The organism is Acinetobacter sp. YH12058, from assembly GCF_013419805.1.
Lineage (GTDB): Bacteria > Pseudomonadota > Gammaproteobacteria > Pseudomonadales > Moraxellaceae > Acinetobacter > Acinetobacter towneri.
In genome coordinates this window covers 55,416-82,361 of the sequence record NZ_VOZL01000012.1, presented here as the reverse complement: position 1 = coordinate 82,361, position 26,946 = coordinate 55,416, and the positions used below count along the sequence as shown (strand labels likewise).

Genomic DNA, 26,946 nt, shown 5'->3' with positions numbered 1-26,946 from the left:
GAGAACGCAGGCGTATTGTTTGAAGAAGTCCAAGAAGCCTATACCACCCAAATCTGTTCGTGCTGCGGTGAGATCACCTCAAGTAGTCCCAAAGGTAGGACAGATCTTGGAATAAGAGAATGGGAGTGCATGAGCTGTGGTACAGCTCATGATCGAGATATAAACTCAGCTTTAAACATTCTTGCGCTTGGGCATAAGCGTCTAGCTGTAGGAATCACCCTCTTTTAAGGGGGTGAGGATGTCAAGCACCAAACAGCCATCACCAAAAGGTTCGCTCAGGCTAATCCCAGGCAGTGATGTTGCAACACTTGCTGCAATTTGATGCAGTGATGACTGTGTTTGTGCCACTTATTTTCTCCTAAAAAGTTTATCCTGTGGATAACCACAGCTTTTTCCACAGAAAATGTGTATAACTTTGCTGGAATTCTAAACGTCCTTTGGCGAGTGCATCAGTATTAAGATGAACAACTCACCATCACTTCTGGCACATCACTTGGCAAAGGCGCTAAATCTTCAGGTTTTTCCAATGCTGTTTGCTGAATATAGGGTTGGCTGAGCAAGTTAAATAAACGCTCAACTTCTGAAAAATCATCACGCTCTGCTTGCTCAATCGCCTTTTGTGCCATGTGATTGCGCAAAATATAGTGAGGGTTTACCTGTTGCATTGCAGCATCTAAATCATCGGTGTCTTGATATTCACGAATCTGTAAATACTGCGCTAAAAAGCTTTCCCACTGACGACGATCCAAACAATCATCCAGTATTTCTGTGTATTGTTTATTTTGTAGGCGGATAAAGCTTTGGGTGTAATCCAGTTGCTCACTTTGCAAAATGCGTAAGAAGTTGGTAGCGCAGTCAAAACTGTCTTTGTGGAAACTTGGTAGTCCCATTTTTTCACATAAACCAAGTTTGTAATGCTCTAAAAAAGTCGGTTCAAAATGCTCTAAACATGCTGCCAGTGCTTGTTTCCAGTGTTCTTTCTGATCTGGGTTTTGTTCAAGCGGAATTAAATTGTTCAACCAAACCCACAAATTCCAGTGTGCCACACTCGGTTGTTGTTGGTAGGTATAACGTCCTTGATAGTCCGAATGGTTGTTGATCCAGTTGGGACGAAAACGCTCCATAAAGCCATAAGGGCCAAAATCGAGTGTTGAACCTGTAATATTTAAATTATCGGTGTTCATCACGCCATGCGCAAAACCGACCAATTGCCATTTGGCAATCATGACAGCGGTACGTTGAATGACTTGTGTAGCAAAGGCGAGTACAGGCTGTTCGGCTGCCAAGCATTCATGATAGTGCCATTCGATACACTTTTGCACAAATTCAGGCAGTAATTCAGGTTGATACTGATTGATCCATTCAAAATGTCCCAAACGAATATGACAGTCTGATGTGCGTAATAGCATTGCGCCAAGTTCTAATTTTTCACGTTGTACGCCTTGAGTAGATGAGGTAAATCCAACTGCATTGCTTGATGGCACACCCAGCGCATTTAAAGCATGACCTGCCAAATATTCACGAATCACTGAACGTAACACGGCACGTCCATCCCCCATACGTGAATAAAGCGTTGCACCTGCACCTTTTAAATGAAGATCAATTGTACGTTGTTGTGTGTCCAAAACTTGCGCAATAAGTAAACCGCGTCCATCGCCCAATTGACCTGCCCACTGACCAAATTGATGTCCCGCATAGACCATTGCCAAAGCAGGAAATTCTTTAAACGTGGTTTGTCCGCTGCAAATTTCAACCCATTGTTGTTGTTCCTCTGCTGTCCATTGCAGTTCTTTTGCCAATGCAGCATTAAAGTGTCCTGCTTTTGCACCTTTTAAAGGTAAAGGCTGCTGCATGTGATAAAGACGGGCGGGCAGGGTCGGATAACGTGGATTAAATTGCATGATGATGAAGCGCTTGGCACAAAGTGAGTTTCACTATAGCAAACTTGGACTTTAAAAACTGTAGCCTAACAATGCAGAAAGCCCTGAACAGGTCAGGGCTTTCGCAGTGCATCAGAACAGAGGTTTATTCAGATACAGGGTTCTTTTTTAGGTTACGCATCAGCAAGTTCAATGTTTCACGATGGTGTGAAAGACGCTGTTCAACCAACTGGAATTCAACTTTTAATTTGTCATCCATTTGGTGAATTTTTTCAGCTACAGACGCTTTTTTCGCCTGAATTTCTTGCTCTTTTAACTTTGCCCAATCGTTCAGGGTTTGGGTAAAGGCATCATATTCTTGCGCAAGACGGCTTTTAACTTGACCAATGTCATCATTTACATTGTGACCATAAACTGCCAAGTCTTGCTCTGCATATTTAAAACGCATCGCCAATTCTGCTTTTTTAATATTAAAGCTTGGAATACGACGCAAGTTTTTCGCTAAGCCCAACTTTGAGCATGTCCAAATTAACCATTTGGTTGGGTCATATTGCCACCATTTTACGCCATTACGATAATCGTACTGGAAAATATGGTGATAGTTATGATAGCCCTCGCCCCAAGTGGCAATTGCTAACCAGAAGTTATCACGCGCGGTGTTTTCGTCAGTATACGGACGCGAACCCCACATGTGGCACAGCGAGTTAATAAAGAAGGTAACATGGTGGCTTAAAATCAGACGCATTAAACCGCCCAATAACAACACGCCCCACATATCGCCCACAGCCCAACCAATTGGCACCAAAATGCCAACGTGAACTGCAATTACGAGCGGAATATAGTATTTGTGTTGGAACATCACCAGTTTGTCATTTAACAAATCTGGCGCATTTTTAAAGTTTGGCTCTGCGGCAGGGTAGTCACGTAGCATCCAGCCCATGTGCGCAAACCAAAAACCATTATTAATTGAATATGGGTCTTTTTCGACATCATCAACATGGCGGTGATGGGTGCGGTGACCTGAACCCCAGAACAAAATACTGTTCTGAACGGCAAATGTTCCCATAATCATTAAAATGATTTTCAAGGGAAGGGTAGCTTCATAAGCACGGTGTGCCCATAAACGGTGATAACCTGCTGTAATACCCAAGCTACTTACGCCAAGTAATACAAACATGCTGATCCAAGCGGCTAAGCTAAAATCATGGTGATAGGCATACCAAGGAATCGCGATCACTGCAACAATAGGTAAGAAAACCAGTGCAAAGATGGCAATCCAGTTGATTGGGGCTTTGGGTAAGGGAGCATTCATCTCCAACAGCACTCCTAGAACCTTGGGAGGTATAAATGGACGCTTAATCCGTTATAACGCTATGACCGATCTATAGATTGAAATCATAGTATTAAATTTTTTAGGGATTAATTTTTTCGCATATTAGCATGAGCGTATTCACGATCACAGCATTATTGTACAGTTGTATTGTACTGGGTGGTAACAGAATATAATGGTATCTGCGAGATTTTACGGAAATATGATATACGGTAGCCAAACAAGCACGATAAATCATTTATTTATTCATCAATATGCTTAAGGTTACCGCTTACAAGTGTTGCATCATCAGTTTAGGATAATCGGTAATTAAACCCTGAATCCCTAAATCTTTAAGCTGTTTGGCGCGTTCAATCTGGTTGACTGTCCAAACGCTGATATTCAGTTTGGCCTGTTGTGTCGCTTGAATGAGGGCATTTGTGGCGAGTTCGTTCATCCAGCCAATTTGGCAACACCCTAATGCTAAAGCTTGATCAATGGCTTGGTATTGCAAATCATCTTCTACCAACAAACCACGTTTAAAGCGTGATTTTTGTTGTTGTAATGCCCAATGAATTTTAGGATCAAAACTGGTGATGATGGCGTTGTGTTCAAAGCCCTGTAAATGTTGCTCTAGGCTTTGAGTGATTTTTTCGGCATCGGCATGTGAATTAACTGCTTTAACCTCAACCTCAATATGATCAAAATTTTGAATAATGGTCATGGTTTGATTAAGCAGGGGCGTGGTTTCAACTTTATTCCAGTCCGACCACATCACTGCGTGGTTATAATGGTTTAAATCTTCCAGACTACATTCATACAGCGCTTTGTCTTGTCCTGTGGTACGAATGAATTGATCATCATGCATAACCACTAAGGCATTGTCTTTGAGTTGACGCACATCAAACTCAACCGCACGAATGCCAATATTTTGAATATATTCAAAACCACCAAGCGTGTTTTCAGGCGCTTCGCCACGCGCACCTCGATGACCAATTATGCGCATAATGTGCCCATGAATTGAAAGTTTGCTTTCATTTTGCAAGTACGACGTGACAAAGAGATGACATTTCTTATTTTGGTCGGATGATGTGAAATTTCAAGCAGCATCCGACGTGATTTTTTAGATGCAAAATCAGGGCTTTATTTTAGTTTCCGATTCTAGAGTGTGATGTCAGTTACCAATACTGTCGTTGATGTTCTTTTGCCATAACACTTCGCTGCCTCTTTCGGCACGTTGCAAGCTGCGAGATGCCACAAATAGCCAGTCAGACAGTCGGTTCAGTAATTGCAAAGATGGTGCCTGAATATTTTGATCACGGTTGTGTACGGTCATTAAACTACGTTCTGCACGACGACATACGGCACGGGCTTGATGTGCATAACTGCATGCCAATGTACCTGCAGGCAGAATAAATTCTTTGAGCATTGGCAGGCTTTCATTCATGCGGTCAATGTCTTGTTCTAGGAACTCAATCGCAAGTGGTTGTACGAGATGGTAATTGGGGATACAGACTTCACCGCCTAAATCGAATAGCCAGTGCTGAATCAGGCTAAGCGATTTGTCCCAAGTGTTTTTGTCTTGAATGTTGCTATGTGTAATTTGTGAGCGCAATACGCCTATGCAGGCATTGAGTTCATCGACATCGCCCAGTGCATGAATGCGTAAGTCGTCTTTGGCGACACGTGAGCCATCGCCCAGTCCTGTTGTGCCTGAATCGCCTGTGCGGGTGTAGATTTTGCTTAAACGGTGGCCCATAACTTTTCCTTAGGTTGAAATGAAAAAAAGGATAATGTCGGTCATTACATTATCCATAAACTGCGCTGTTTTAAATTGTTTTTTTAAGCCATTGCGTTAAATTAATAACGGAAAGTGACTCCTGCTGAGGCGAGGCGACCACCGTTGATGTAAAAGTGATTACCGCCATATGAAACATTTTTATATTGCACATCACCAATATTTTCAATGTTGGCAAATAACTTCACATTAGGGTTGATATTCCAGTAAGTATTCACATTTACAGTGGCATAACCAGTTACACCCGATCCATTTTTAGGTTTAGATTTGGCCGATAAAGAGGTACTAATACCATACATCTCGTTTTGTAAACCTGTAGTGAGTGTCAAACTTTGACGTGGTCGACGGCTTAAATCTGTATCATTGCTTTTATCTTTTGGCTGAACATAAGCATAAGAAAGATCTAAAACTAAATCATCTTGTGCCCAGTTTAAATTGAACTCACCACCAGTAAAAGTCGCTTTTTTAACATTTAATAATTGACCTTTATATGTTACTGGATCAGTTATATAAGTAATTAAGTCTTTAACTTCGTTACGATACGCAGATAATCCCACTGTAAGACTATCTGTAATTTTTTGATCTAGACCAATTTCATAAGAAATGCTTTCTTCTGGTTTGAGTTCAGGATTTGCTCCCCAACCAATCGCATAAAGATCATTATTTGTTGGAGCACGGAAAGCTGTTCCAATATTGGTATAAATACTTGTGGCTGGGAGAATTTGATATCGTGCTGCAACCTGACCTACGGTATGTGTACCAAAAGCTTCATTATCCTCAACACGAAGACCCACCTGAGTATTCAAATGATTGTTCTGATATTGATGCTGGATAAAATATCCTGTGCTACTAGCATCTTTATCATATTGAACTGTATTCCAACCTAGCGAAAGTAAATCAGTTTTAGTATTTCGATGTGACACACCAGCCATCATATTTTGATGAGGGGTAAATTGCCATTTAGAATATAATTCTGCTTCTTGTGTTTTATTATGAATAAAATCAGCAGTTTCATTTTGAGAAAGGTTATCTTTAAACTGCGATACACGAGCATTGACTGAAATTGTATCGTTGATATTTATACGACCTTTTAAATTAATGATTTCGTTTTTAAAGTCTTGGGACTTATTGATTAAATCTAGTAATTGAGTATAAGAAGGGTTGAAAATACCATCTGTATAGACTGAAGTGCCTTCATTTTGTGAATAGTCTATAGATGCAGCATATTGCTTTTGTTCAATACCAAATTTTGCACTAAAGCCTTCTTGATCATAGGCACCGGTTTTAGCATTCGAATTTTTAAAATCGGTAACTTGAGTGCCGTCTGATTCTAAATGCTGACCACGAACTTGTGCATAAAAACCATTTTCAGCCAAGTCAGCACCTAAAACAGCTTTATAAGTATTATTTTCACCTATTTCTCCTGTAATAAAAGCACTTGTTTTTTCAGGAGTCTTTGAAATGAGTTGCACGACACCACCAATAGCATCTGTACCATAAAGAACAGACGCAGGACCTTTGAGTACTTCAATTTGTTTAATGTCGGTAGTATCAATAAATGAAAGGGAGGCAGAGCCAGCAGACCCTGTATTGAGGCGAACCCCATCGCGAAGTACTAAAGTATGAGTTGAGTTTGTCCCTCTAGTAAAAATTGAAGCCGTTTGACCATACCCACCATATTGCATCATATCAATAGATGCATCACTCATAAGCAAATGAGGTAATTCAGCAATTGGCGACTGTTCCAAAATTTTTGGCTCAATAATATTAATCCGCGCAGGCACATTACCAATTTTTTCTTCAGAACGAGTTGCCGTAACAACAAGCGTATCTAAAGCAGCATTCACCACACGCTGATCTTGCGATTCTGCAGCAAAAACTGAAGTTGAAAAACCCATTGCAAGCGCAATTGCGCCCACTAAAGCAGTAGGCTGAAAAAGAGTAGACATGACTTTGCTCCATACATTCACCCCACGTGAATGATTGAGTTAAGGGCACAACAAGCAGGTCTCCGGACTTCAATGTGCCAAGCATCTTCTAATTTATGATTGCTTCGCTATATATCCACCTTCCCATATTGTTCATACAGTGGTGTAAATCATAAGATTTAAATTGATATACGTTTCATGGTTACCGTTGCGGGGGCAGTGTTGGACTTTCACCAACTTCCCTAAAGCTCAAAGCTAGGACTCGTTGCATTTGCGCGAAGTATAAAGTCTGTATGCCATTTAAACAACGGAAATGCAGAATAATCCGCCTGAACTTCACTCAACCCCTTAAAATTGCATTACAATGATTCGCCCCAATATCTGATTCTGTGAGTGTGAACAGACAATTTTAAAGTCACGCACAGCGAGATCAGCAAAATGAAGATTGAAAATCAGGATTAGAGTCCAAAACGATGCGTACCCGTGCCAAAATTTGCGGAATCACGCGAATTCAAGATATAAACAGTGTTGTGCATGCGGGTGCAGATGCAATTGGCTTGGTGTTTTATCCTCCAAGTCCACGCAATGTGAGCATTGAGCAAGCACAAGGCTTGCTGCAACACATTCCCGCTTATGTGCAAGTGGTTGGTTTATTTGTCAATGCAACGGCAGAAGAAATAGCCGCTGTACTGAAACAAGTACCTTTAGATATTCTGCAATTTCATGGTGATGAAACACCCTTGCAATGTCAGCAAATAGCACAGCAAGTTGGACGTCGATGGTACAAAGCCATTCAGGTCAAACCTGATTTAAATGTGTTAGATGTGATAAAAAGCTATCAACAAGCAGGTGCAAGCGCAGTATTATTAGACGCGTGGCATCCTGAACTCAAAGGTGGAACAGGACACAGTTTTGACTGGTCAAAATTCCCCAAACTCGATATTCCTTTAATTTTGGCGGGTGGTTTAAACCCTGAAAATATTGAAGATGCAATTCAGACGACTCAAGCCTATGCTGTTGATGTCAGTGGCGGAGTTGAGTCTGCAAAAGGTATTAAAGACCAACAACTCATAGAAAACTTCATGCAAGGAGTCCAACGTGGATCAGCAAAGTACAAATCACAATAACTCAGTGATTGACTATACCCAATTCCCAGATGCAAAAGGGCATTTTGGTATCCATGGCGGACGTTTTGTGTCAGAAACGCTGATGGCGGCTTTACAAGATTTAGAGAAATTGTATTTCCGCATGAAAGATGATCCGCAGTTTTTGGCAGAATTCGACCGCGATCTCGCCTACTATGTAGGTCGTCCTAGTCCTTTGTATTATGCTGAGCGATGGTCAAAAGAGTTGGGGGGGGCGCAAATTTACTTAAAACGTGAAGATTTGAACCATACTGGCTCACATAAAGTGAATAACACCATTGGTCAGGCACTGTTGGCAAAACTGTCTGGCAAAAAACGCATTATTGCCGAAACAGGTGCAGGTCAGCACGGTGTAGCAACCGCGACCATTGCCGCTCGTTTAGGCTTAGAATGTGTGGTGTTCATGGGTGCAGAAGACGTGAAACGTCAGGCTATGAATGTTTACCGTATGCGTTTGCTTGGTGCAACTGTTGTACCTGTAGAAAGTGGCTCAAAAACCTTAAAAGATGCCATGAACGAAGCCATGCGTGACTGGGTCACCAATGTTGATTCTACATATTACGTGATTGGTACGGTCGCTGGCCCACACCCATATCCACAATTGGTACGTGATTTCCAGTCGATTATTGGTCGTGAAGCGCATCGCCAAATTCAAGAGCAGGCAGGTCGTTTACCTGATGCATTAGTAGCTTGTGTAGGCGGTGGTTCTAATGCCATGGGCTTGTTCTATCCATTCTTGAACGATGCCGAAGTGAAAATGTACGGTGTCGAAGCTGCAGGTTTAGGCATTGAAACAGGCAAACACTCTGCACCATTGAATGCAGGACACGTGGGCGTATTACACGGTAACCGTACTTATTTAATGTCGGATGCACAAGGTCAGATCATTGAAACCCACTCTATTTCTGCAGGTCTGGATTATCCAGGTGTAGGGCCAGAGCACAGCTTCCTGAAAGATATGCACCGTGTCGATTACGTGCCAATCAATGACCAAGAAGCCTTGCAAGGTTTCCGTGATTTAACCCGTATCGAAGGGATTATTCCTGCTTTAGAAAGCTCGCATGCTATTGCTTATGTGAGCAAGCTTGCACCAACGATGGATAAAGACCAAATCATTATTGCGACTGTTTCAGGTCGTGGCGATAAAGACTTAATGACTGTTGCCCGCATTGATGGCGTGGAAATGGTGGATATGTAAATCGTAAGCTGCTTGAAATAAAGTATGCTACATTTCAATTCAATCGTGCTGAAGCAATTCGGCACGATTTTTTATTTGGAGGATTGAAAAATTCTCGCTACTTTAAACAATCATGCTTAAAAATCATCAACCATAAAAGCCATCAAGCTTAGGATATTTGCGCAGGAGTCGGATATGCCCAGTTTATTTATCGTGATGTTAGGCGGACGTCATGCGCGAGCCAATACCGAAGTGCATGATGTGGTACTTGCGGTAGGTGATTCTTTAGAACAGACCTATCCGCAACTCAAGCAGGCTTGGTTTGCAGAACCGAAAGGTTTGCATATTGACGCATGGGCGTAAATTAATGGTGTTGAGTTTGAAGGTAAATCCTACTATTTAAAATTTACCGATGCGCAGCCGAATCAGGCAGAAAACCGACTGTATTTAATTAATTTAGGTGGATATGATCCGCGTGAGTTTGGCGAGTTACATCGTTATGTACTGGTGGTGGCGCAAAATCCAATGGTGGCAAAACAGCGTGGTAAAGCCTATTTTGCCCAGCACTGGCAAAAACAACATACCGATCGGGTCTTAGAGGTAGATGATTGTATTGCGATAGATCAGGTGCATGGTCGCTATGTGCAATTGGTTGAAGGCTCATTTTCAGGCAATCGTTGGGAAAATACCTATCTGACTTTGAATGCTGATGCTTAAATACCTTCAGAATATTGAGGGGAAGATATCTATTAATTTATATTTTGTATATTTAGTGAACGCTCAAGCCTTAAAATAGTAAAACAATCTATGCTTTTATAGTTTTTTGAACAAAATCATAAGCTGCGGGTTTTTTGTACATGCATTTGTAGGCATAATACGACCAAAGATGAATTGTTTTTAGACAATAGGGAATGTCTTCAATGGATTTAATTCAGGCGAATGGACAACCGCATTATGGACGTTTTAGTGAACTTCCCAAAAAAATTGATTATCAGGCTTATCAATATAAATCACCGTATGGTGAAGTATTGTCGGGTTGGCGTAAACGCTTAAAATATAAAAAGTTTAAATTTTGTAGTATTCAGCACGAACACTATACCATTGGGCTTGCGATTGCCGATATTGCTTGGGCAGGGCACGGTTTTGTCTATATTTATAATCACATGACGGGCGAAGTGCAGGAATGGAATGCGATTAATTTTTTATCGCGTAATACGGTTTTAGATGAGCAACCGTTATTTAATCAAAGTTTTTTTGAAAAATCGCCATTTCAAATTGAAATTCAACATGCCAATGGTGTGCGTTATATCCGCGTGACCAAATATGGTGAAATTAAACTCAGTGCGCGGATATTTTGTGCAGGCACAGACCCGCTAAGTATGTGTAGCCCAACAGGTATTAATGGTTGGACTTACACCCAAAAACTGACCACACTCGGCTGTGAAGGCTATTTTGTTAATAAAACAGGACAAACCATTCAATTCCATGAACGCACCTTTGCTTCTTTAGATGATACCTGCGGTTTTTTACGCCCTGAAACAGCATGGTTTTGGTTGTCGTGCAACTTTTGGGATACCGAAGACCGTCGTGTAGGCTTGAATCTGGCTTCTGGTGTGAATGAAAGTTTTGGCAACGAAAACTGTTTGTGGATTAATGGCGTGCTGTATCCCTTAACAGATGTGTTGTTCCAACCTGAGGATGATGGCTCGTGGAGCATTCGCTCACTGGATCATCGTTTGAATTTAACTGTCAGCACAGGTTGGCGCCGTTATGAAAACCTGAATTTGCGTCTAGTCGGCAGTCAGTTCAGCCAATGGCAAGCTAAAATTAGTGGTACTATTCAACAAGACGATACCGAAATTATTTTGTTAAACGAATACGGCTTGCTTGAACAGCATTATGCCAAGTGGTAGGGCAAGTTTTTAACCAAGATTGTACGTCACCACTTGCAGATTATCATGTGACGTCATCTATCACTCACTTGAATCGCCATTGAGTTTTTACATAAACGGCAAAAAAAGGCGCATTATGCAATTTCACTATGCGTTCAGAATTGGCATGATATTGCGAAATATATCAAGGTGAGTTTCACATGGCACAAGGTCTTTTGGCGGGTAAGCGTTTTTTAATTGCTGGTATTGCAAGTAAATTATCTATCGCATTTGGTATTGCAGAAGCATTGCATCGTGAAGGTGCAGAATTAGCATTTACTTATCCGAATGAAAAACTCAAAAAACGTGTTGATGACTTCGCTGCACAATTTGGCTCAAGCATTGTATTGCCTTGCGATGTAGGCGTAGATGCAGAAATTGAGCAAGCTTTTGCTGACTTGGCAAAGCACTGGGATGGTTTGGATGGTTTGGTTCACTCGATTGGTTTTGCGCCTGCGCATACTTTAGATGGTGACTTTACCGATGTTACAGATCGTGATGGTTTTAAAGTTGCGCATGACATTAGTGCTTATAGCTTTATTGCGATGGCACGTGCTGCAAAACCATTATTACAAGCACGCCAAGGTTGCTTATTGACTTTGACTTATCAAGGTTCTGAGCGTGTGATGCCAAACTACAACGTCATGGGTATGGCGAAAGCGTCTTTAGAAGCAGGTGTACGCTACTTGGCTTCAAGCTTGGGTGCTGACGGTATTCGCGTGAATGCAATTTCTGCAGGCCCAATTCGTACGCTTGCCGCATCAGGCATTAAATCATTCCGTAAAATGTTAGACCTCAATGAAAAAGTTGCACCTTTAAAACGCAACGTGACCATTGAAGATGTTGGTAATGCGGCATTATTCCTTTGCTCACCATGGGCGAATGGTATTACTGGTGAAATTCTGTATGTCGATGCAGGTTTTAACACGGTTGGTATGAGCGCAGAATTAATGCTAGATGCTGAATAAGCATTGCATCAAGCAGATAAAACCGAAGTTTAGGCTTCGGTTTTTTTATCGCTGCATTTTAAGCAAGAGGTATTTTGCAGATTGCTGTAATTTTATTTTCTTCTTTGGCGCATCTGCTGCTATAAATAGATGAGTTGACAATATTTCAAAATAAAACTGGGTTTTAGGTCTTAAAAATGAATGCGGAACAATTGCAAAAAACGTTACATGCCAGTCAATATGCAGAACAAGTCTTGGCAAATCACGAAAGCCTGTTACAGCAGGATTATGCAATTGACCAATTCCTAAAACCGCTGAGCGCAGACTACATTCATCAACTGGTGATTTCGACTTTACAAGACATTCAAGATGAAACCTTGTGGATGAAAACCCTGCGAATTTTACGCGCGCGTTTAATGTTCCGCTGGATTTGGCAAGATGCCAACCAACTCACCGATGTGGTGACGTTGACACAGGAACTTTCAGACTTTGCCGATATTTGTGTGCAAGTTGCCAAAGATTTTGCGCGGATTCCGTTGGTTGCCAAGCATGGCGAACCGATGGGATATAACGGCAAAGTCCAAGACCTGATTGTGGTCGCCATGGGTAAACATGGTGCGCAGGAACTGAATTTATCCAGCGACATCGACCTGATTTTTGCCTTTGATGAACAAGGCGAAACCAATGGACGCAAGTGTATTGAAGTGCAGCAATTCTGCATTTTATGGGGACAAAAACTGATCTATCTATTAGATCATATCACCGCCGATGGTTTTGTTTTCCGTGTCGATATGCGTTTACGTCCGTGGGGTGATGGTTCGGCTTTGGCGATTAGCCATGTCGCACTGGAAAAATATTTAAGCCAGCATGGACGCGAATGGGAACGCTATGCTTGGATTAAGGCACGTATTATCACAGGTGGGCAAGAAGGTTATGAACTGCTGGAAATGACCCGACCTTTCGTATTCCGCAAATATGTCGATTACACCGCCTTTGAAGCCATGCGCGAAATGAAAGCCATGATTGAGCGCGAAGTGCAGCGTCGTAATATTGAAGACAATATTAAATTGGGCGCGGGCGGTATTCGTGAAGTTGAATTTATTGTGCAGGTTTTTCAGCTGATTTACGGTGGTTCAAAACTAGAATTACAAGACCGCCAGTGTTTGGTGAGTTTGCGCCATTTGGGTGAAGCTGAATTGCTAGAGCCACAAGCCGTACTGGATTTGGAAGATGCCTATTTATTCCTGCGTCGAGTAGAACATGCCATTCAAGCCTTGAATGATCAGCAAAGCCAAGCTTTACCGACTGAACCTGAGTTACGCGCACGCATTAGCGATACTTTGGGCTTTGCCGATTGGGACAGCTTTATGCAGACCCTAAATGAAAAGCGTGTCAAAGTCATTTATCAGTTTGAGCATTTAATTAAAGAAAATGAACCCGATTCTTTGCTGGAAAATTACAGTCAGCTAGAAAAACAGCTCGATGCGGTACTAGACGATCAAGCGAAAAATTTAGTGCATGAGTTCTGGTATGGACATGCCATTAAAAAACTCACCGCCAAAGCTTTACAGCGTTTAAAAACCTTTTGGCCACACTTGATTGAAGCAGTGTTGCAGTCAGAAAATCCACAAATGGCATTGATGCGTTTAATGCCACTGGTCGAATCTGTTCTGCGTCGTACCGTGTATTTGGTCATGCTGATTGAAAGCAAGGGGGCACTGCAACGCTTGGTAAAAATGGCCACAGTCAGCCCGTGGATTTGTGAAGAATTAACGCAATATCCTGTGTTGTTAGATGAATTTTTATCTATGGATTTTGAATTGCCAAAACGCAGTGATTTGGAAGATTCTTTACGCCAACAATTGCTGCGCATTGAACTGGATGAAGTTGAAGACCTCATGCGGGTGCTGCGTTTATTCAAAAAATCCAACGTATTGACAGTTGCGGCCAGCGATGTACTGGCAGAAAGCCACTTAATGAAAGTGTCAGATGCGTTAACTGATATTGCCGAAGTGACTGCAAATGCAGCCCTGCAACTGGCCTATCAAATGATTGTCAAAAAACATGGTTATCCGCTAGACAGTGAAGGACAGCGCTGTGGTTTGGAGCATAACGCTTTTGCCATTATTGGTTATGGCAAAGTGGGTGGCATCGAACTGGGTTACGGCTCAGATTTAGACGTGGTTTTTATTCACAACATGGATGAACAAGCCGATACCGATGGCATTAAACCGATCAGTGGCTTTGAGTTTGCCATGCGGGTGGCACGCAAATTTGTATCTTTAATGACCACGCAAACTTTAGATGGTCGCGTTTATGATGTCGATACCCGTTTACGTCCTTCGGGAGATGCGGGTTTACTGGTGACCAGTTTACGCGCTTTCGAGCAATATCAACTGAAAAGTGCGTGGCTGTGGGAGCATCAGGCTTTGGTTCGTGCACGCAGTATTGCAGGCGAACAATGTTTACGTGACAAGTTTGAAGTGTTGCGTTGTCAGATTTTAACCCAGCCGCGAGATGAAGCTTATGTCCGCAGTGAAGTGCTGAAAATGCGTCAAAAAATGAAAGATCATTTGGGTTCATCTAAAGAGCAAAAAAAAGATGGAATTTTTCATTTAAAACAGGATGCAGGTGGTATCGTTGATATCGAATTTATGGCACAGTATGCGGTATTAGCCTGGAGTGGGTCGAATCCTGATCTCGCCCATTATTCCGACAACGTAAGAATCCTTGAAGATGCCGCAAGAACAGGTTGCTTATCCAGCGACGATGCGACAGCATTGATTCAAGCTTATCTCCGTGAACGAGCCGAAAGCCACCGCTTAGCCCTTGCAAATCAATCCATGCAAGTCAATGCTGCGGACTGGTACGATACCCGTGAGGTCGTTTGCAAGTTATGGCAAAGATTAATTGATCCGACTGCAATGTCTGCGTTGGATTAAAATGACTATTGTATAAACATTTGGAGTGTGTGCCATGAATTTGGCTGATCGTGATGGTTTTATTTGGCAAGATGGACAATTGGTTGACTGGCGTGATGCAAAAATTCACGTCTTAACGCATACCTTACACTACAGTATGGGTGTGTTTGAGGGTGTCCGCGCTTATGAAACGCCAAACGGAACTGCGATTTTCCGTCTTCAGGACCATACTAAGCGTTTGTTAAACTCTGCAAAAATCTATCAAATGAAAGTACCATTTGATCAAGCAGCTTTAGAACAGGCGCAAATTGATGTGGTACGTGAAAACAAACTTTCATCGTGCTATTTACGTCCATTAATTTGGATTGGTTCTGAAAAACTGGGTATTGCTGCAACCAATAACACCATTCATGCTGCTGTTGCGGCTTGGGGTTGGGGTGCATACTTGGGTGAAGAAGCGATGGCTAAAGGTATTCGCGTTAAAACTTCATCGTTTACGCATCATCATCCAAACGTGACCATGTGTAAAGCTAAAGCTTCTGGTAACTACACTTTGTCTATTCTTGCACACCAAGAAGTAGCGCAAGCAGGCTATGACGAAGCGATGTTGATGGATCCACAAGGTTATGTATGCCAAGGTTCTGGCGAAAACGTATTCTTAATTAAAGATGGCGTTTTACATACACCAGACATCGCAGGCGGTGCTTTAGATGGTATTACGCGTCAAACGGTGATCACCATTGCTAAAGACTTGGGTTATGAGGTAGTTGAACGCCGTATTACGCGTGATGAATTCTACATTGCCGATGAAGCCTTCTTTACAGGTACAGCAGCAGAAGTTACCCCAATTCGTGAATACGATGACCGTGTAATTGGCTGTGGTTCACGTGGCCCAATTACCACTGAAATTCAAAAAACTTTCTTTGACGCAGTTCAAGGCAAGAATGACAAATATGCACATTGGTTGACTTACGTTAAATAAGTCACGCGTGTGTACCTGAGTCAACATGATTGACTCAGGTGTGATGACCCCGTTCAGGCAATAGTTTGAATGGGGTTTTATTTTGTCTGCTATTGCGTTATGAGTTAGCTAAACATCTTGCGAGGTTTATCTCTCACGTTACAGATATAGATGAATGATCAACTGTTTCTTCGTTGAGTTGGTGGTGTGCAAATTTGATCTTTTGGATAGATTCAGCCGCCCAAAACATGGCTTTTTTATAGCGAGAGGCAATCCCTGTAATTGGTGAGATTTGATGTTAAAAAACGCTCAGTCTGTTGAATGTGATAGGAGATAGTGAATCAAATACGTGAAAAGTGTAGTAAAAATTAGACTAGAAACCGAATTTTGACCATTCTTTCAAAAATAAATCCACTTAAAATGTAACAAAAGTTAAAATAAAAATGTTATTAAAGTTAAATAAAAACAATGTGTTGGTTTAAATGTAAATAAATATATTTTTTTGGGTATCCCTAGAATTGGGATCACAAATTTTGGGGAGTGAGCTGCTCCCTAGTTTTTTGCGATGTCATTTAAAACAGTACTTTAATCTCCTAATTTTCTGAAATCCAAGGTTTATTTAATATTGCGTGAAATAGGGCGCATAGATGGTTTCTTGTGAAAAATACCTAAAATGAAGAAGCTTGCTAAGGATTGAGTTTCAATAATTCTAACGATATCTCAAGTGAGTGAATGATTAAAAAATGGTTTTTTATAAGAGTTATGGAGAAGTGACATGTCTAAATTTATTAAAACTGCTGCTGCTTTGATGGTTTTCGGAGCTTTTTCAACGGTAACAATGGCAGGTGGTAATCATCATCCTAAACCAGACCCTAAGCCAACCCCAGTATGTAACGAAGGGCCATGTACAGGAAGTATTCCAATTCAAGTGATTGTGCCTAAGCGCTGTGAGCTGAAAGTGAAAACACCAAGTATCTCATTAAAAGATGGTGCAGAAGCTTCTGGTCAATTTATGGTTGGGGCGAATGCAAACTACAACTTATTGGTCGATACCGACAACCGTGTTGGTGGAGGCAAAACAACCAAATCTGCAGCCAAATCAGGTAATCATGCAGTGGGCTTAACGGTTGAAACCAAACGTGCGGGTTCACCATCTTTGATTCAGTTAAACGATCAGCAAACCAATATTGCGCCAGGCAACAATGGCTGGAGTACTTACAATGTCTTGGTTAAAAGTGACGGTGTAGGTATTTCTAAACCAGCGGGTACCTATACCGATAAATACAACATTCGAGTGTCATTCTAATTCACTTGAACGCAATCTGAATCAGTTGGCTTTACCGACAGGGTGGAGTCAACTTTTTAGTCTAAAGACAAGCGTAATCAGACATTGTTGGGGGATGCATGAAAAAATTATTGAAATATGTGCTGGTCGCAAGTTGTTTATGTGCAGAGGCAGTTTATGCAAATTTGGTGATTTCACCGACTCAAATGTATTTGGGCGATAAAGCACGACAACGCAGTGCAACGGTGGTCATGGAAGCCACAGACCTTACTGAACCGAAAAGCTTTGAAATGTCTGCCTACAAATGGTCGCAAAATGCACAGGGTGAAGATGTGCTAGAACCAGAACAAGACATCTTAATTAATCCTAAAAACTTTGTTTTACAACCGAATGCACAACAAGTGATACGCGTAGGTTTTAGCCGACCACTTTCTAAGGAAGAAATGGCGCAAGAAAAAACTTGGCGTATTGTTTTTAAAGAAATTGCCCCTGTGGTGGAAGAAGACGCCTTACAATTTTTATTTACGATTTCTGTACCGTTGTTTGTTGGTAAGCAAGATGCCATTCAGGTGACTGCAACCCCGCGTTACCAGAACGACCACTTATTTTTAGAGATAGAAAATCATGCTGCATCGCATGTGCAAATTTCTTCAATCAGCATTTTAAATCAACAAAAACAACCCATTGCAACCACACGTGAAATGAAATATTTGTTAAATCAACAAAAACACAGCTTTGATATGGGGCAAATCAAACTTAGTGATTTGAAAAATTACATACTCAAACTTGAAACAGATAAAAGTGAGCAAGCCATTGAGTTAAAAATGAAGGGCTAAATCATGCATAGAACTCGACTGTTTTTTGCGCTGCAATGTGTCCTGTGGGGGATACCATTACCTGCCAATGCTGCCAATGCTGAAATGGCGTTGAATAGTGTTTGGCTGAATGGCGTAGATCGTGTCATTGAAAGTTTGGTGTTGCAGCAGGATGGGCAACGCTATATGGAATGCGAGGTCTTGCAGCAACTTGGTTTACAGCAAGACCGTTTACAAAAACACAGTGCACAAACTCAGTTCTGTTCTGTAACCACCAATGAAATTCAGTCTGAACAAGACTTTGCGCTGCAAGCGATTAAATTGACCGTACCTGCCAGCTATTTTATAGATGCACAACTGAGCCAAACCCATGCGATTCCGTCTAAAGCAGAGTTGGGCGGTTTTTTAAATTATAATGTGCTGTATGCACGTTATGATAATTACAATGAATTAAATGGTTTGGCGGAGCTTGGTATTTTTAAAGATTACTGGATTTTTAAAAATGGCATGATGTATCGCAAAGAGGCGGAACAGGATCAAGATAAGCTACTGCGTTTGAATACCAGTTTTGAAATTGAATTTCCATCACGTTATCAGCGTTTAACTTTGGGTGATAACACCAGCGTTTACAATCCTTTATTAGATACATTCAGATTTGGTGGTGTGTCTTTTGGTTCAAATTTTAGTAGTTATCCAGACTTTATTTATTGGAATGTACCCACTTTAAGAGGCAGTGCTGTACTGCCATCCACCGTCGATTTATACATTAATGGCATCAATTTATATCAGCAACAAGTGACGCCTGGGCACTATACCTTAAATACGGGTGCCAATATTCAGCAGTCGGGCGAGGCGCAAGTGGTCGTGGAAGATGTATTGGGAAATCGTACCGTGCAATCTTTTCCAGTTTATGTCACCACGCAACTACTCAAACCAGGACTGAACGAATACAACTTTTCTGCAGGAAAGCTGCGTTATGACTACGACTACGTGTCGGATGATTATCGGGAGTTTTTTGGCAACCTTTATTTCAGACGTGGAATTACAGACAGCACGACTTTAGGAACCAATTTAAGTTATAGCAAAGATATGCAGAATGTCGGGTTGCTATGGACGCAATCTCTCAGCAAATATGCCTTGTTAGATACGCATGCTGCGTCTAGCCACAGTGATTGGGGCGATGGTTATACCTTTGGCGCTTCGTTAAGCCGTAATGGAAGTCGGCTTGCACTTGGTGCAAGTCATAAATACTACAGTCCTGAATATCGTGGTTTGGGTTATAGCGATATGACACAAACAGTGGAATACGACAACTTAGCTTATGTCAGTATTTTCAATATTCCTTTCATTAATACCTTAAATGTGAACTATCTAGAGCGCCGTTATCATCCCAATGCAAATAATAGCTTTGCAGATAGCCAAATGCTTACAGTTGGTTTTTCTCGTATGTTTGGGCGTCAAACTTCACTGTCGTTTTCTTATTATAAAGATTTGAAAGTGCAGGATAGTGACGGGGCATATTTAACACTGAATTATCAATTTGACCAACGCCGCAGTGCGCAGCTTTCGCATAATTTTGATGAGCAAACCCAGTTGCGTTATGCACAGAGCAGCCTGACGCAAAATGGTGTGGATTACACTCTTGCTGTGCGTCACCAACAAACAGAAGGGGATATTGGGGTAAATCCCTATACCGCCCTGAAAATGCCGATGGGTAATTTATATTTAAGCCACGATGAAAGTGAACGCTTTAGCTACAGTCAAGCCAATTATCAGGGTGCAGTAGTGTGGTTAGACCGTAAATGGGCCATGACCAAATATGTAGACAATGCTTTTGCTTTGGTGAATGTTGGTGATATTCCAAATGTGGAAGTACAACGTGCCTTAACACCTGTTGGTAAAACCAATCAACACGGTTATGTGTTTGTGCACGACATTGTGCCTTACGTCAATTACGACGTGTCTTTTGATCAAGACCAGTTAGATTTGTATGACAGCTTTGAATATTCAAGCCAAAAAGTGATTGGTATGAATCAACGCGGCTATAAAGTGAATTTCCCTGTTCAGCGTACAGGATTGATCATATTGCGTTTACTCACGCCCGATCAGCAGACCTTTGTGCAGGGCAGTGAAGTGTATTTAAGTGATGATGCAACCGAATTTGTACCTGTGGGCAGCGATGGAAAAGTACATTTATATGGTGTGAAAGCAGGCAGTTATACGCTGAAGGTTAAAACCAAAGGTGGAAAAGTTTGCCATAGTTCACTTGAAGTCCCTCAAATTAAAGCAGGCACTGTTCCACAAACCAGACAGTTAGATTTGATTTGTCAGTAAGTATATCAGCAGGATGATTGAGGATGAGAACATGAAAAAATTAGGGATGGTAAAAAAATTAAGTCTAGTGCTGTGTGGATGCTGGATTTGTTTTCCTGCACAGGCTTGCACCATTGGTTCGGTCAGTGAATCTTTATTGCAAATGAGCTCACAATACCGTAGCCAGACTGCAACCAGTTTTAATGTGCGCTGTGATCGAGGTTATAGCATTCAGTTCAGTAGTCGTAATTTACGTGACAAACATGGCAGCAGTTTTGTGAATAATGGCACACACCGTTTACGCACCAGTATGAGTATTATGGGAGCAAAAACAAATCTGTGGAACACGCCCATAGCAGGGCATGTTTCTACGACAGGACATAAATACAGTGTCGCGGTACGCTTGGATGAACAACCGAGTTTGACAACGCCAGCAGGTCGTTATACCGATGAGTTGTATATTAATTTACTTTTTTAGAGGGCTTCGATGTGCAGCAGATCAGGTATTCAGCAAACAAGATATTCAGCAGGCAGGTATCCAATATCTGCTTTTTTTATCTATTTAGGGTGAATGACAGCAAACGATTTACATTAAATTTATACATAAAACTATGTGTGCAAAACTAGGTATAGGCGATCATCGAGTTGTTAAAAAAATGACAAATGTGTCACCAAAGCATCATATTACTGCAATGCAGCTGCTCTATGCTAGCAAGCATAAAATAAGAATTGAGCAAAAAGGCGATGAGCAATGTATTGGCAAAGCAGAGCAGTAAATTAGAGCGTTACAGCGATGCATTTAAATTTCATTTCAAACAAGATCAAAAACAAAAAAGCAGCCAGCCTACCTCTGAACTCTCAGACCTTGTCCGCCCACGTTTAAAAATTGCCCTTGTAACAGAAACTTGGCCACCTGAAATTAATGGTGTGGCACGTTCACTGTTGCAGCTTTGCAAAGGATTGCAGGAACTTGGACACAAAATTTTATTGATTCGCCCTGAACAAAAACAAGCCTGCACTCAATTCCAACCGTATCAAGAATGTCTGGTAAAAGCACAAGCCATTCCTAAATATCATAATTTACAATTTGGCTGGCCGCAGTGGTCTAAACTTTCGCAGGCTTTAGATGAGTTTCAACCTGATGTGGTGCATATCGTCACTGAAGGCCCTTTAGGGCTTGCCAGTTTACATATTGCAAAATCAAAAAATATTCCAGTATCAAGTGGTTTTCACTCCGCATTTCAAGATTTTAGCCGTTTTTTCGATTTGGCATTTTTACTCAAGCCAATTCAGCACTATCTAAAATGGTTTCATAACAATACCTCGCTGACGTGTGTGCCAAGTAGCCATACTGAAAAATCATTGCGTCAGTTTGGTGTGCAAGGGCCTTTGGTGGTGGTTGGGCGTGGTGTCGATGTTGAATATTTTTCACCAGATTTTCGTTCTACCCAACTGCGAGCAAGCTGGGGTGCGAGTGAAAATACGCGGGTGATGTTGTATGTAGGGCGTTTATCACCTGAAAAAGAAGTCAATCTTATTATTAATGCCTATCAGCGTATGCCAAAAAATACCGAACAGCCTGTGAAATTGGTGATTGTTGGAGATGGGCCAGACCGTGAACGTTTAGAAGCCATGAACGCTCAGGGAGATATCATTTTTACAGGTAGTTTAAGTGGCACAGCACTTGCACAAGCCTATGCCAGTGCCGATGTGTTTGCTTTTGCCAGTCAGGTCGAAACCTTTGGCAATGTCGTGTTAGAAGCTATGGCCAGTGGCTTGCCTGTCATTGCTTATGACTATGCTTGCGCACGTTTACATCTAAAACCGAATGAAACAGGCTGGTTGAGTCCACTCGGTCAGCCAGAAGATTTGGTCGGTCATATCCACCGACTTCCCGATCTTACAACCCTTAGACAGATGGGCGAACACGCCCGCAAAGCGACTTTAAATATTGGCTGGCAGTATCCAGTCCAACAATTTGAGCAGGCGTTATATCTGGTGGCGAAGGAGCTACACATGCCATCTTAGCTATACGCCAAAGAGGAGAGAACTGATGAAGTTTAAAAATGCAAAAATAAGAATGCTGGATCTCGACTTAAAAGGCTGTTTGTATCTTAACCATTTTTCCCACTCTCAGCGGGTGGCACAATTTTTTAAAGTTATTAGCCGTTTGGGCGATGGTGTGTTCTGGTATGTCATGCTCGCAAGTGCATGGATGATGCAGGGCATTGGTTATAGTTTACAAATTATTTATCTGTTGTTAGGCGGATCTGTCGGCACAGGTATTTATAAATATTTAAAACAAAAAACCGTCCGTCCACGTCCGTATCAGGTACACCAAGTGATCCGTTTGGGTGAACGTCCCTTAGATCATTTTAGCTTCCCATCAGGTCACACTTTGCATGCAGTCATGACCACAACGGTTTTGGGTTATATCCAGCCAGTATTGTTGATGTTGATGTTGCCCTTTACGATTTTGGTGGCCGTTTCCCGTATGATTTTAGGCTTGCACTATCCGAGTGATGTGGCAGTCGGGGCGATGATTGGCGGTTCAGTGGCGAGTGCGATTATTTTGGCTGCACCTTATGTAAATATTGTTTTATAAGCTTGGATAAAACCAAATCGAAAATTCAGTGCAGTAATGGCAGGCAGCCCATGCGAAATTTGTTAAAGTAGTCGCTGTCTTGACTAGAATAGGGAATACACATGGGTTTACGTTGGACGGACAGCATCGACATTGCCATTGAGTTATATGAGGCGCATCCCGATGTCGATCCGCAATGGATTCGTTTTACCGATTTGCACGCTTGGGTCTGTGCTTTGCCAGAGTTTCAAGATGATCCCGAAAAATCGACTGAAGGCATCTTAGAAGCCATTCAAATGGCGTGGATTGACGAAGCACGTTAATCTAGCGGTGTGAAGCAAGATTGATTTGCCGATCAAGGTCCTGCACAATGCGCTTCATATCGAAAAAAGCAATTTTTTTACACATCAAAAGCAGAAAATAGCCCATTATTCGGTATAATGCGGCAAAATTTTCGCGTCAACATTGACTTAAGGAGCCAATCATGGCTATTGAACGTACTTTATCTATCGTAAAACCAGATGCAGTTGCTAAAAACCACATCGGTGACATCTTTGCTCGTTTCGAAAAAGCTGGTCTTAAAATCGTTGCGACTAAAATGAAACACCTTTCTCAAGCTGAAGCTGAAGGCTTCTACGCTGAGCACAAAGAACGTGGTTTCTTTGGTGACCTAGTTGCGTTCATGACTTCTGGTCCAGTCGTTGTTTCAGTTCTTGAAGGTGAAAACGCAGTTCTTGCTCACCGTGAAATTTTAGGTGCAACAAACCCTAAAGAAGCTGCACCTGGTACAATCCGTGCAGATTTCGCTGTAAGCATCGATGAAAACGCTGCTCACGGTTCAGACTCAGTTGCATCTGCAGAGCGTGAAGTAAACTACTTCTTTGCTCAAACTGAAGTTTGCCCACGTACTCGTTAATACGCAGTATTCAAACCAGGTAAGTGTTATTATGCTTATCTGGTTTTTTATTCTCCGATTTTTATTTTCTGAATAAACCTTTGCTCACCTCTTGAGCTTCTCCTTTCATCTTTAGACATGGTTTAGGTATACACACATGAGTACAGAAGTCCTCGCTGCATCTGCGACAGATGTTCAGCAAGCATCTGCGTCCGCTCCTGCACAGTCTGCGACTGCAGAGAAAGTGAATCTCCTTGGCATGTCACGTCCACAAATGGAAAAATTCTTTGAAGATTTAGGCGAGAAGAAATTCCGTGCAGGGCAGGTGATGAAATGGATTCACCAGTTTTTTGTTACAGATTTTGCTGAAATGACCAATATTTCAGGCAAGTTACGTGAAAAACTGGAAAAGATTTGTGAAATTAAAGCGCCTGAAGTGGTGCATAAAAATTATTCTAAAGACGGTACTCGTAAGTGGGTATTCCGTGTCGGTGATGGTGAAGGCTCATTGGTCGAAACCGTTCTGATTCCTGCCGAAGACAAAACTGGCTCACGTAAAACCCTGTGTATTTCATCGCAAGTAGGTTGTGCACTGGACTGTTCATTTTGTTCTACGGGTAAACAAGGTTTTCAGCGTGACCTAACCCAAGCCGAAATTATTGGTCAGTTGTGGATGGCAAACTATTCCTATATGGAAGATGTGCCTGTGATTGAACGTGAGCGTTCTGTGACCAACGTGGTGATGATGGGTATGGGCGAACCGTTGTTGAATTACGATGCCGTCTTGAACGCCATGCGCATTATGCTAGATGACTTTGCTTATGGCATGTCTAAGCGTCGTGTGACTTTATCGACTTCGGGTGTTGTACCTAAAATTGACCAATTGGCACAAGATATTGATGTGGCTTTGGCAATTTCTTTGCACGCCACCAATAACGAACTGCGTGATGAACTTGTTCCAATCAATAAAAAATATCCATTGGAACAATTAATCGCAGCTTGTCAGCGTTATATTGGCAAAGATGGCAACGAAAGTGCGCGTAAACACGTGACCATTGAATATGTCATGTTAGATGGTGTAAATGACCATCCTGAACATGCGCAGCAAATGATTAAGCTACTCAAGAACCTGCCAAGCAAGATTAATTTGATTCCATTTAACCCATTTCCGCACGCGCCGTATGGACGTTCAAGCCGAAATCGAATTATTTCTTTCCAAAAAACTTTGTCTGATGCAGGTTTTGTGTGTACGATTCGTCAGACACGTGGTGATGATATTGATGCTGCGTGTGGGCAATTGGTTGGACAAGTGGCAGACCGCACCCGCCGTGCCGAACAGTGGAAAAAGAAAGTTGCAGCGCAAAATGAAATCATACGCTCGCAAGGATAATGACTTGTATAGATAACTAACTTGCATCGAACGAAGACGCAAAGGGGATGTCCATTGAATAAGCCTGTATTTAAAATCGCACAAATTACAACTGTTTGTATTTCGGCAATTTTTGCTGCAGCTTGTCAAACCACAGCTCCAACCTTAGGGCAAAAAGACCCTGAAAAAGCGGTGCAAGTACGTACGCAGTTGGCAGCAGAATACTTAAAAAATGGCGATTTAGACTCAGCCAAACGCGCACTTGATCAAGCTTTGGAAAGCGATTCACGTGATTCCACCGCTAATATGATGATGGGCGTGTTGCTGCAACAAGAAGGCAGCAAGCTGAATTTAGAAAAAGCCGATGCGTATTTTAAGCGTGCCATTGCCGCTGACCCAAAAAATGCACAAGCGCGTAACAACTATGGTACGTATTTATATCAAGTAGAACGCTATAATGATGCGATTGAGCAGCTCAGTATTGCAGGTGCAACACTGGGTTATGATCAACGCTTTAGAGCATTGGAAAATGTAGGTCGTATTTACTTGAAATTAGGCGATATAGAGAATGCCGAAAAGTCATTCAAACAAGCCTTGCAAGCCAATCGCGATTCTTATGTTTCAATGTTAGAGTTGTCGGAAATTTTATATTTAAGACAACAATTTGCACCCGCGCGACAATTGTATGAACAATTTGTACGTGCTGTGGGGCAAAAAAATCAGGGTGCGCGTGCCTTATGGATTGGGATTCGTTTAGCACGTGCCAATGGCGATCAATTGGGAACTCAGGTTTTAGTGAACCAGCTGCGTGCATTATTTCCCAATAGCCAAGAATACCAACGTTATTTGCAATTACAGTACAGTACTGAGGCCGTATGGAAGTAAATCCTAATTCACCGCAACCCACACAGGGGACAACGCCTGTACCCCATGCATTAGGAAATGTTCAACGTCCAGGTGAGTACCTTCGTCAAATTCGCGTCAATCAAAAACGCGAACTGGATGATGTTTCAAAAGATTTGAAAATTCCATTAAAAACGCTGATGGCGCTAGAGCAAGACGAATATACCGCTTTGCCTGAAGCGACCTTTATTAAAGGTTATTATCGTACCTATGCCAAATATTTACAGGTCGATGCTTCAGCCATTATTCAGCGTTTTGATGAAATTTATGCCAACGATACAGGGTTGTTGCCAAATCACGCCTTGAACAATTCACCCATCAAAATTATGGGAAAACTGCCAGGCTCTAACCGCGATCGCAATAAAAAGTGGCTCACACGTATCGCTGTGATTGTGGCGGTATTGCTGTTGTTGTGGGCATTGGTCGCGCTAATTCAAAACTGGATGTCGTCTGGTCAAGAGGGTGCAGAACCTGAAATTGCAGTACTGCAATCCGATGTGCAAATCATTTCTGACAATGCGACAGGCAGCACGCCTGCACTTGCTTCGGGCGATCAGCTGAATTTGCAATTTGCTCGTCCAACTTCAGTGCATATTGTTGACTCTGCTGGCAATGTTTTAGCGACAGGACGTCAAGCCTCTACTTTAAATTTACAAGGCGAAGCCCCATTTCAAATTCGCTTAGATGATGCGACTGCTGTGTCATTAAGTTTGAACAATGAGTCGATTTCATTATCGCCATATACTGTGAACGGAAAAGCAGAATTCCGTTTATCTCGATAATGC

24 protein-coding genes, 1 pseudogene and 1 riboswitch are annotated in these 26,946 nt (G+C 41.9%); of the genes and pseudogenes, 19 read left to right on the top strand and 6 right to left on the bottom strand.

From position 1 onward, the window contains the following. Window positions 1-228 (top strand): zinc ribbon domain-containing protein (locus tag FTU09_RS08815; protein ID WP_180072884.1); only part of this gene is annotated, 228 nt, incomplete at its 5' end. On the opposite strand, the gene FTU09_RS08810 is transcribed toward FTU09_RS08815, so the two are convergent. The 6 genes from FTU09_RS08810 to FTU09_RS08785 form a co-directional block, all read right to left on the bottom strand. After that, window positions 202-348 (bottom strand): hypothetical protein, encoded by a 147-nt coding sequence (locus tag FTU09_RS08810; protein WP_180080010.1) that lies wholly within the window; start codon window positions 346-348, stop codon window positions 202-204. The genes FTU09_RS08815 and FTU09_RS08810 overlap by 27 nt on opposite strands. A 107-nt stretch (window positions 349-455) precedes the next feature. After that, window positions 456-1,901 carry a YdiU family protein gene (locus FTU09_RS08805; RefSeq protein ID WP_180080009.1) on the bottom strand — a complete coding sequence of 482 codons (1,446 nt, stop codon included), beginning with the start codon at window positions 1,899-1,901 and terminating at the stop codon, window positions 456-458. Between the two features lie 124 nt (window positions 1,902-2,025). Then, window positions 2,026-3,192 carry an acyl-CoA desaturase gene (locus tag FTU09_RS08800; RefSeq protein WP_104852484.1) on the bottom strand — a complete coding sequence of 389 codons (1,167 nt, stop codon included), beginning with the start codon at window positions 3,190-3,192 and terminating at the stop codon, window positions 2,026-2,028. 289 nt (window positions 3,193-3,481) lie between these two features. Further along, window positions 3,482-4,195 carry a glycerophosphodiester phosphodiesterase gene (locus tag FTU09_RS08795; protein WP_180080006.1) on the bottom strand — a complete coding sequence of 238 codons (714 nt, stop codon included), beginning with the start codon at window positions 4,193-4,195 and terminating at the stop codon, window positions 3,482-3,484. A gap of 168 nt (window positions 4,196-4,363) precedes the next feature. Then, window positions 4,364-4,948: a cob(I)yrinic acid a,c-diamide adenosyltransferase gene (locus FTU09_RS08790; protein WP_004975056.1), complete on the bottom strand. Its 585-nt coding sequence runs from the start codon at window positions 4,946-4,948 to the stop codon at window positions 4,364-4,366. A 101-nt stretch (window positions 4,949-5,049) separates the two neighbouring features. Then, window positions 5,050-6,936 carry a TonB-dependent siderophore receptor gene (locus FTU09_RS08785; protein ID WP_180037443.1) on the bottom strand — a complete coding sequence of 629 codons (1,887 nt, stop codon included), beginning with the start codon at window positions 6,934-6,936 and terminating at the stop codon, window positions 5,050-5,052. A gap of 35 nt (window positions 6,937-6,971) precedes the next feature. Continuing rightward, window positions 6,972-7,196, bottom strand: a riboswitch (cobalamin riboswitch). Between the two features lie 192 nt (window positions 7,197-7,388). Here FTU09_RS08785 and FTU09_RS08780 point away from each other — a divergent pair. The 18 genes and pseudogenes from FTU09_RS08780 to FTU09_RS08695 all read left to right on the top strand — a co-directional run bounded on the left by FTU09_RS08780 (window position 7,389) and on the right by FTU09_RS08695 (window position 26,943). After that, window positions 7,389-8,042 carry a phosphoribosylanthranilate isomerase gene (locus FTU09_RS08780; protein ID WP_180080004.1) on the top strand — a complete coding sequence of 218 codons (654 nt, stop codon included), beginning with the start codon at window positions 7,389-7,391 and terminating at the stop codon, window positions 8,040-8,042. After that, a complete protein-coding gene (trpB, locus tag FTU09_RS08775) occupies window positions 8,014-9,258 on the top strand; it encodes a tryptophan synthase subunit beta (protein ID WP_180080002.1) in 1,245 nt (414 codons plus the stop codon). Before FTU09_RS08780 ends, trpB begins: the two co-directional genes overlap by 29 nt. A 174-nt stretch (window positions 9,259-9,432) precedes the next feature. Further along, a pseudogene (locus FTU09_RS08770) lies at window positions 9,433-9,954 on the top strand (DUF1543 domain-containing protein). A 203-nt stretch (window positions 9,955-10,157) separates the two neighbouring features. Continuing rightward, on the top strand, window positions 10,158-11,150 hold the full coding sequence (locus tag FTU09_RS08765; protein ID WP_004975070.1) for a DUF2804 domain-containing protein: 993 nt from the start codon (window positions 10,158-10,160) through the stop codon (window positions 11,148-11,150). 179 nt (window positions 11,151-11,329) lie between these two features. After that, the gene (locus FTU09_RS08760; RefSeq protein ID WP_004975071.1) at window positions 11,330-12,136 is read left to right on the top strand and encodes an enoyl-ACP reductase; all 807 of its coding nucleotides are present in this window, start codon (window positions 11,330-11,332) and stop codon (window positions 12,134-12,136) included. Window positions 12,137-12,312: 176 nt separating this feature from the next. Beyond that, a complete protein-coding gene (gene glnE / locus FTU09_RS08755) occupies window positions 12,313-15,057 on the top strand; it encodes a bifunctional [glutamate--ammonia ligase]-adenylyl-L-tyrosine phosphorylase/[glutamate--ammonia-ligase] adenylyltransferase (RefSeq protein ID WP_004975073.1) in 2,745 nt (914 codons plus the stop codon). Between the two features lie 34 nt (window positions 15,058-15,091). Beyond that, the gene (locus tag FTU09_RS08750; RefSeq protein ID WP_004975074.1) at window positions 15,092-16,018 is read left to right on the top strand and encodes a branched-chain amino acid transaminase; all 927 of its coding nucleotides are present in this window, start codon (window positions 15,092-15,094) and stop codon (window positions 16,016-16,018) included. 754 nt (window positions 16,019-16,772) lie between these two features. Beyond that, window positions 16,773-17,303: a hypothetical protein gene (locus tag FTU09_RS08745; RefSeq protein WP_131260765.1), complete on the top strand. Its 531-nt coding sequence runs from the start codon at window positions 16,773-16,775 to the stop codon at window positions 17,301-17,303. 98 nt (window positions 17,304-17,401) lie between these two features. Beyond that, a complete protein-coding gene (locus FTU09_RS08740) occupies window positions 17,402-18,118 on the top strand; it encodes a molecular chaperone (RefSeq protein ID WP_104852477.1) in 717 nt (238 codons plus the stop codon). Between the two features lie 3 nt (window positions 18,119-18,121). Beyond that, entirely contained in the window at window positions 18,122-20,431 is a 2,310-nt protein-coding gene (locus tag FTU09_RS08735; RefSeq protein WP_180080000.1) for a fimbria/pilus outer membrane usher protein, read from the top strand. A 31-nt stretch (window positions 20,432-20,462) separates the two neighbouring features. Next, entirely contained in the window at window positions 20,463-20,888 is a 426-nt protein-coding gene (locus FTU09_RS08730; RefSeq protein ID WP_004975083.1) for a hypothetical protein, read from the top strand. A gap of 266 nt (window positions 20,889-21,154) precedes the next feature. Then, window positions 21,155-22,438 carry a glycosyltransferase family 1 protein gene (locus tag FTU09_RS08725; protein ID WP_179988668.1) on the top strand — a complete coding sequence of 428 codons (1,284 nt, stop codon included), beginning with the start codon at window positions 21,155-21,157 and terminating at the stop codon, window positions 22,436-22,438. Window positions 22,439-22,463: 25 nt separating this feature from the next. Then, window positions 22,464-23,015 (top strand): phosphatase PAP2 family protein, encoded by a 552-nt coding sequence (locus tag FTU09_RS08720; RefSeq protein ID WP_004975087.1) that lies wholly within the window; start codon window positions 22,464-22,466, stop codon window positions 23,013-23,015. Between the two features lie 101 nt (window positions 23,016-23,116). After that, the gene (gene iscX, locus FTU09_RS08715; protein ID WP_004975089.1) at window positions 23,117-23,317 is read left to right on the top strand and encodes a Fe-S cluster assembly protein IscX; all 201 of its coding nucleotides are present in this window, start codon (window positions 23,117-23,119) and stop codon (window positions 23,315-23,317) included. Window positions 23,318-23,478: 161 nt separating this feature from the next. After that, the gene (ndk, locus tag FTU09_RS08710; RefSeq protein ID WP_004975092.1) at window positions 23,479-23,910 is read left to right on the top strand and encodes a nucleoside-diphosphate kinase; all 432 of its coding nucleotides are present in this window, start codon (window positions 23,479-23,481) and stop codon (window positions 23,908-23,910) included. A 136-nt stretch (window positions 23,911-24,046) separates the two neighbouring features. Next, entirely contained in the window at window positions 24,047-25,279 is a 1,233-nt protein-coding gene (gene rlmN / locus FTU09_RS08705) for a 23S rRNA (adenine(2503)-C(2))-methyltransferase RlmN (RefSeq protein WP_004975094.1), read from the top strand. 75 nt (window positions 25,280-25,354) lie between these two features. Then, a complete protein-coding gene (pilW, locus tag FTU09_RS08700; RefSeq protein ID WP_371971077.1) occupies window positions 25,355-26,143 on the top strand; it encodes a type IV pilus biogenesis/stability protein PilW in 789 nt (262 codons plus the stop codon). After that, window positions 26,134-26,943 carry a RodZ domain-containing protein gene (locus FTU09_RS08695; RefSeq protein ID WP_004975098.1) on the top strand — a complete coding sequence of 270 codons (810 nt, stop codon included), beginning with the start codon at window positions 26,134-26,136 and terminating at the stop codon, window positions 26,941-26,943. The genes pilW and FTU09_RS08695 overlap by 10 nt, the downstream gene beginning before the upstream one ends. The last annotated feature ends 3 nt before the right edge of the window (window positions 26,944-26,946 follow it).

Bases quoted from the DNA above. Each gene is read 5' to 3' on its own strand.
- FTU09_RS08805 (WP_180080009.1), bottom strand. From the start codon at position 1,901: ATGCAATTTAATCCACGTTATCCGACCCTGCCCGCCCGTCTTTATCAC.
- FTU09_RS08800 (WP_104852484.1), bottom strand. From the start codon at position 3,192: ATGAATGCTCCCTTACCCAAAGCCCCAATCAACTGGATTGCCATCTTT.
- FTU09_RS08795 (WP_180080006.1), bottom strand. From the start codon at position 4,195: ATGCGCATAATTGGTCATCGAGGTGCGCGTGGCGAAGCGCCTGAAAAC.
- FTU09_RS08790 (WP_004975056.1), bottom strand. From the start codon at position 4,948: ATGGGCCACCGTTTAAGCAAAATCTACACCCGCACAGGCGATTCAGGC.
- FTU09_RS08785 (WP_180037443.1), bottom strand. From the start codon at position 6,936: ATGTCTACTCTTTTTCAGCCTACTGCTTTAGTGGGCGCAATTGCGCTT.
- FTU09_RS08780 (WP_180080004.1), top strand. From the start codon at position 7,389: ATGCGTACCCGTGCCAAAATTTGCGGAATCACGCGAATTCAAGATATA.
- FTU09_RS08765 (WP_004975070.1), top strand. From the start codon at position 10,158: ATGGATTTAATTCAGGCGAATGGACAACCGCATTATGGACGTTTTAGT.
- FTU09_RS08760 (WP_004975071.1), top strand. From the start codon at position 11,330: ATGGCACAAGGTCTTTTGGCGGGTAAGCGTTTTTTAATTGCTGGTATT.
- glnE (WP_004975073.1), top strand. From the start codon at position 12,313: ATGAATGCGGAACAATTGCAAAAAACGTTACATGCCAGTCAATATGCA.
- FTU09_RS08750 (WP_004975074.1), top strand. From the start codon at position 15,092: ATGAATTTGGCTGATCGTGATGGTTTTATTTGGCAAGATGGACAATTG.
- FTU09_RS08745 (WP_131260765.1), top strand. From the start codon at position 16,773: ATGTCTAAATTTATTAAAACTGCTGCTGCTTTGATGGTTTTCGGAGCT.
- FTU09_RS08740 (WP_104852477.1), top strand. From the start codon at position 17,402: ATGAAAAAATTATTGAAATATGTGCTGGTCGCAAGTTGTTTATGTGCA.
- FTU09_RS08735 (WP_180080000.1), top strand. From the start codon at position 18,122: ATGCATAGAACTCGACTGTTTTTTGCGCTGCAATGTGTCCTGTGGGGG.
- FTU09_RS08730 (WP_004975083.1), top strand. From the start codon at position 20,463: ATGAAAAAATTAGGGATGGTAAAAAAATTAAGTCTAGTGCTGTGTGGA.
- FTU09_RS08725 (WP_179988668.1), top strand. From the start codon at position 21,155: ATGAGCAATGTATTGGCAAAGCAGAGCAGTAAATTAGAGCGTTACAGC.
- FTU09_RS08720 (WP_004975087.1), top strand. From the start codon at position 22,464: ATGAAGTTTAAAAATGCAAAAATAAGAATGCTGGATCTCGACTTAAAA.
- iscX (WP_004975089.1), top strand. From the start codon at position 23,117: ATGGGTTTACGTTGGACGGACAGCATCGACATTGCCATTGAGTTATAT.
- ndk (WP_004975092.1), top strand. From the start codon at position 23,479: ATGGCTATTGAACGTACTTTATCTATCGTAAAACCAGATGCAGTTGCT.
- rlmN (WP_004975094.1), top strand. From the start codon at position 24,047: ATGAGTACAGAAGTCCTCGCTGCATCTGCGACAGATGTTCAGCAAGCA.
- FTU09_RS08695 (WP_004975098.1), top strand. From the start codon at position 26,134: ATGGAAGTAAATCCTAATTCACCGCAACCCACACAGGGGACAACGCCT.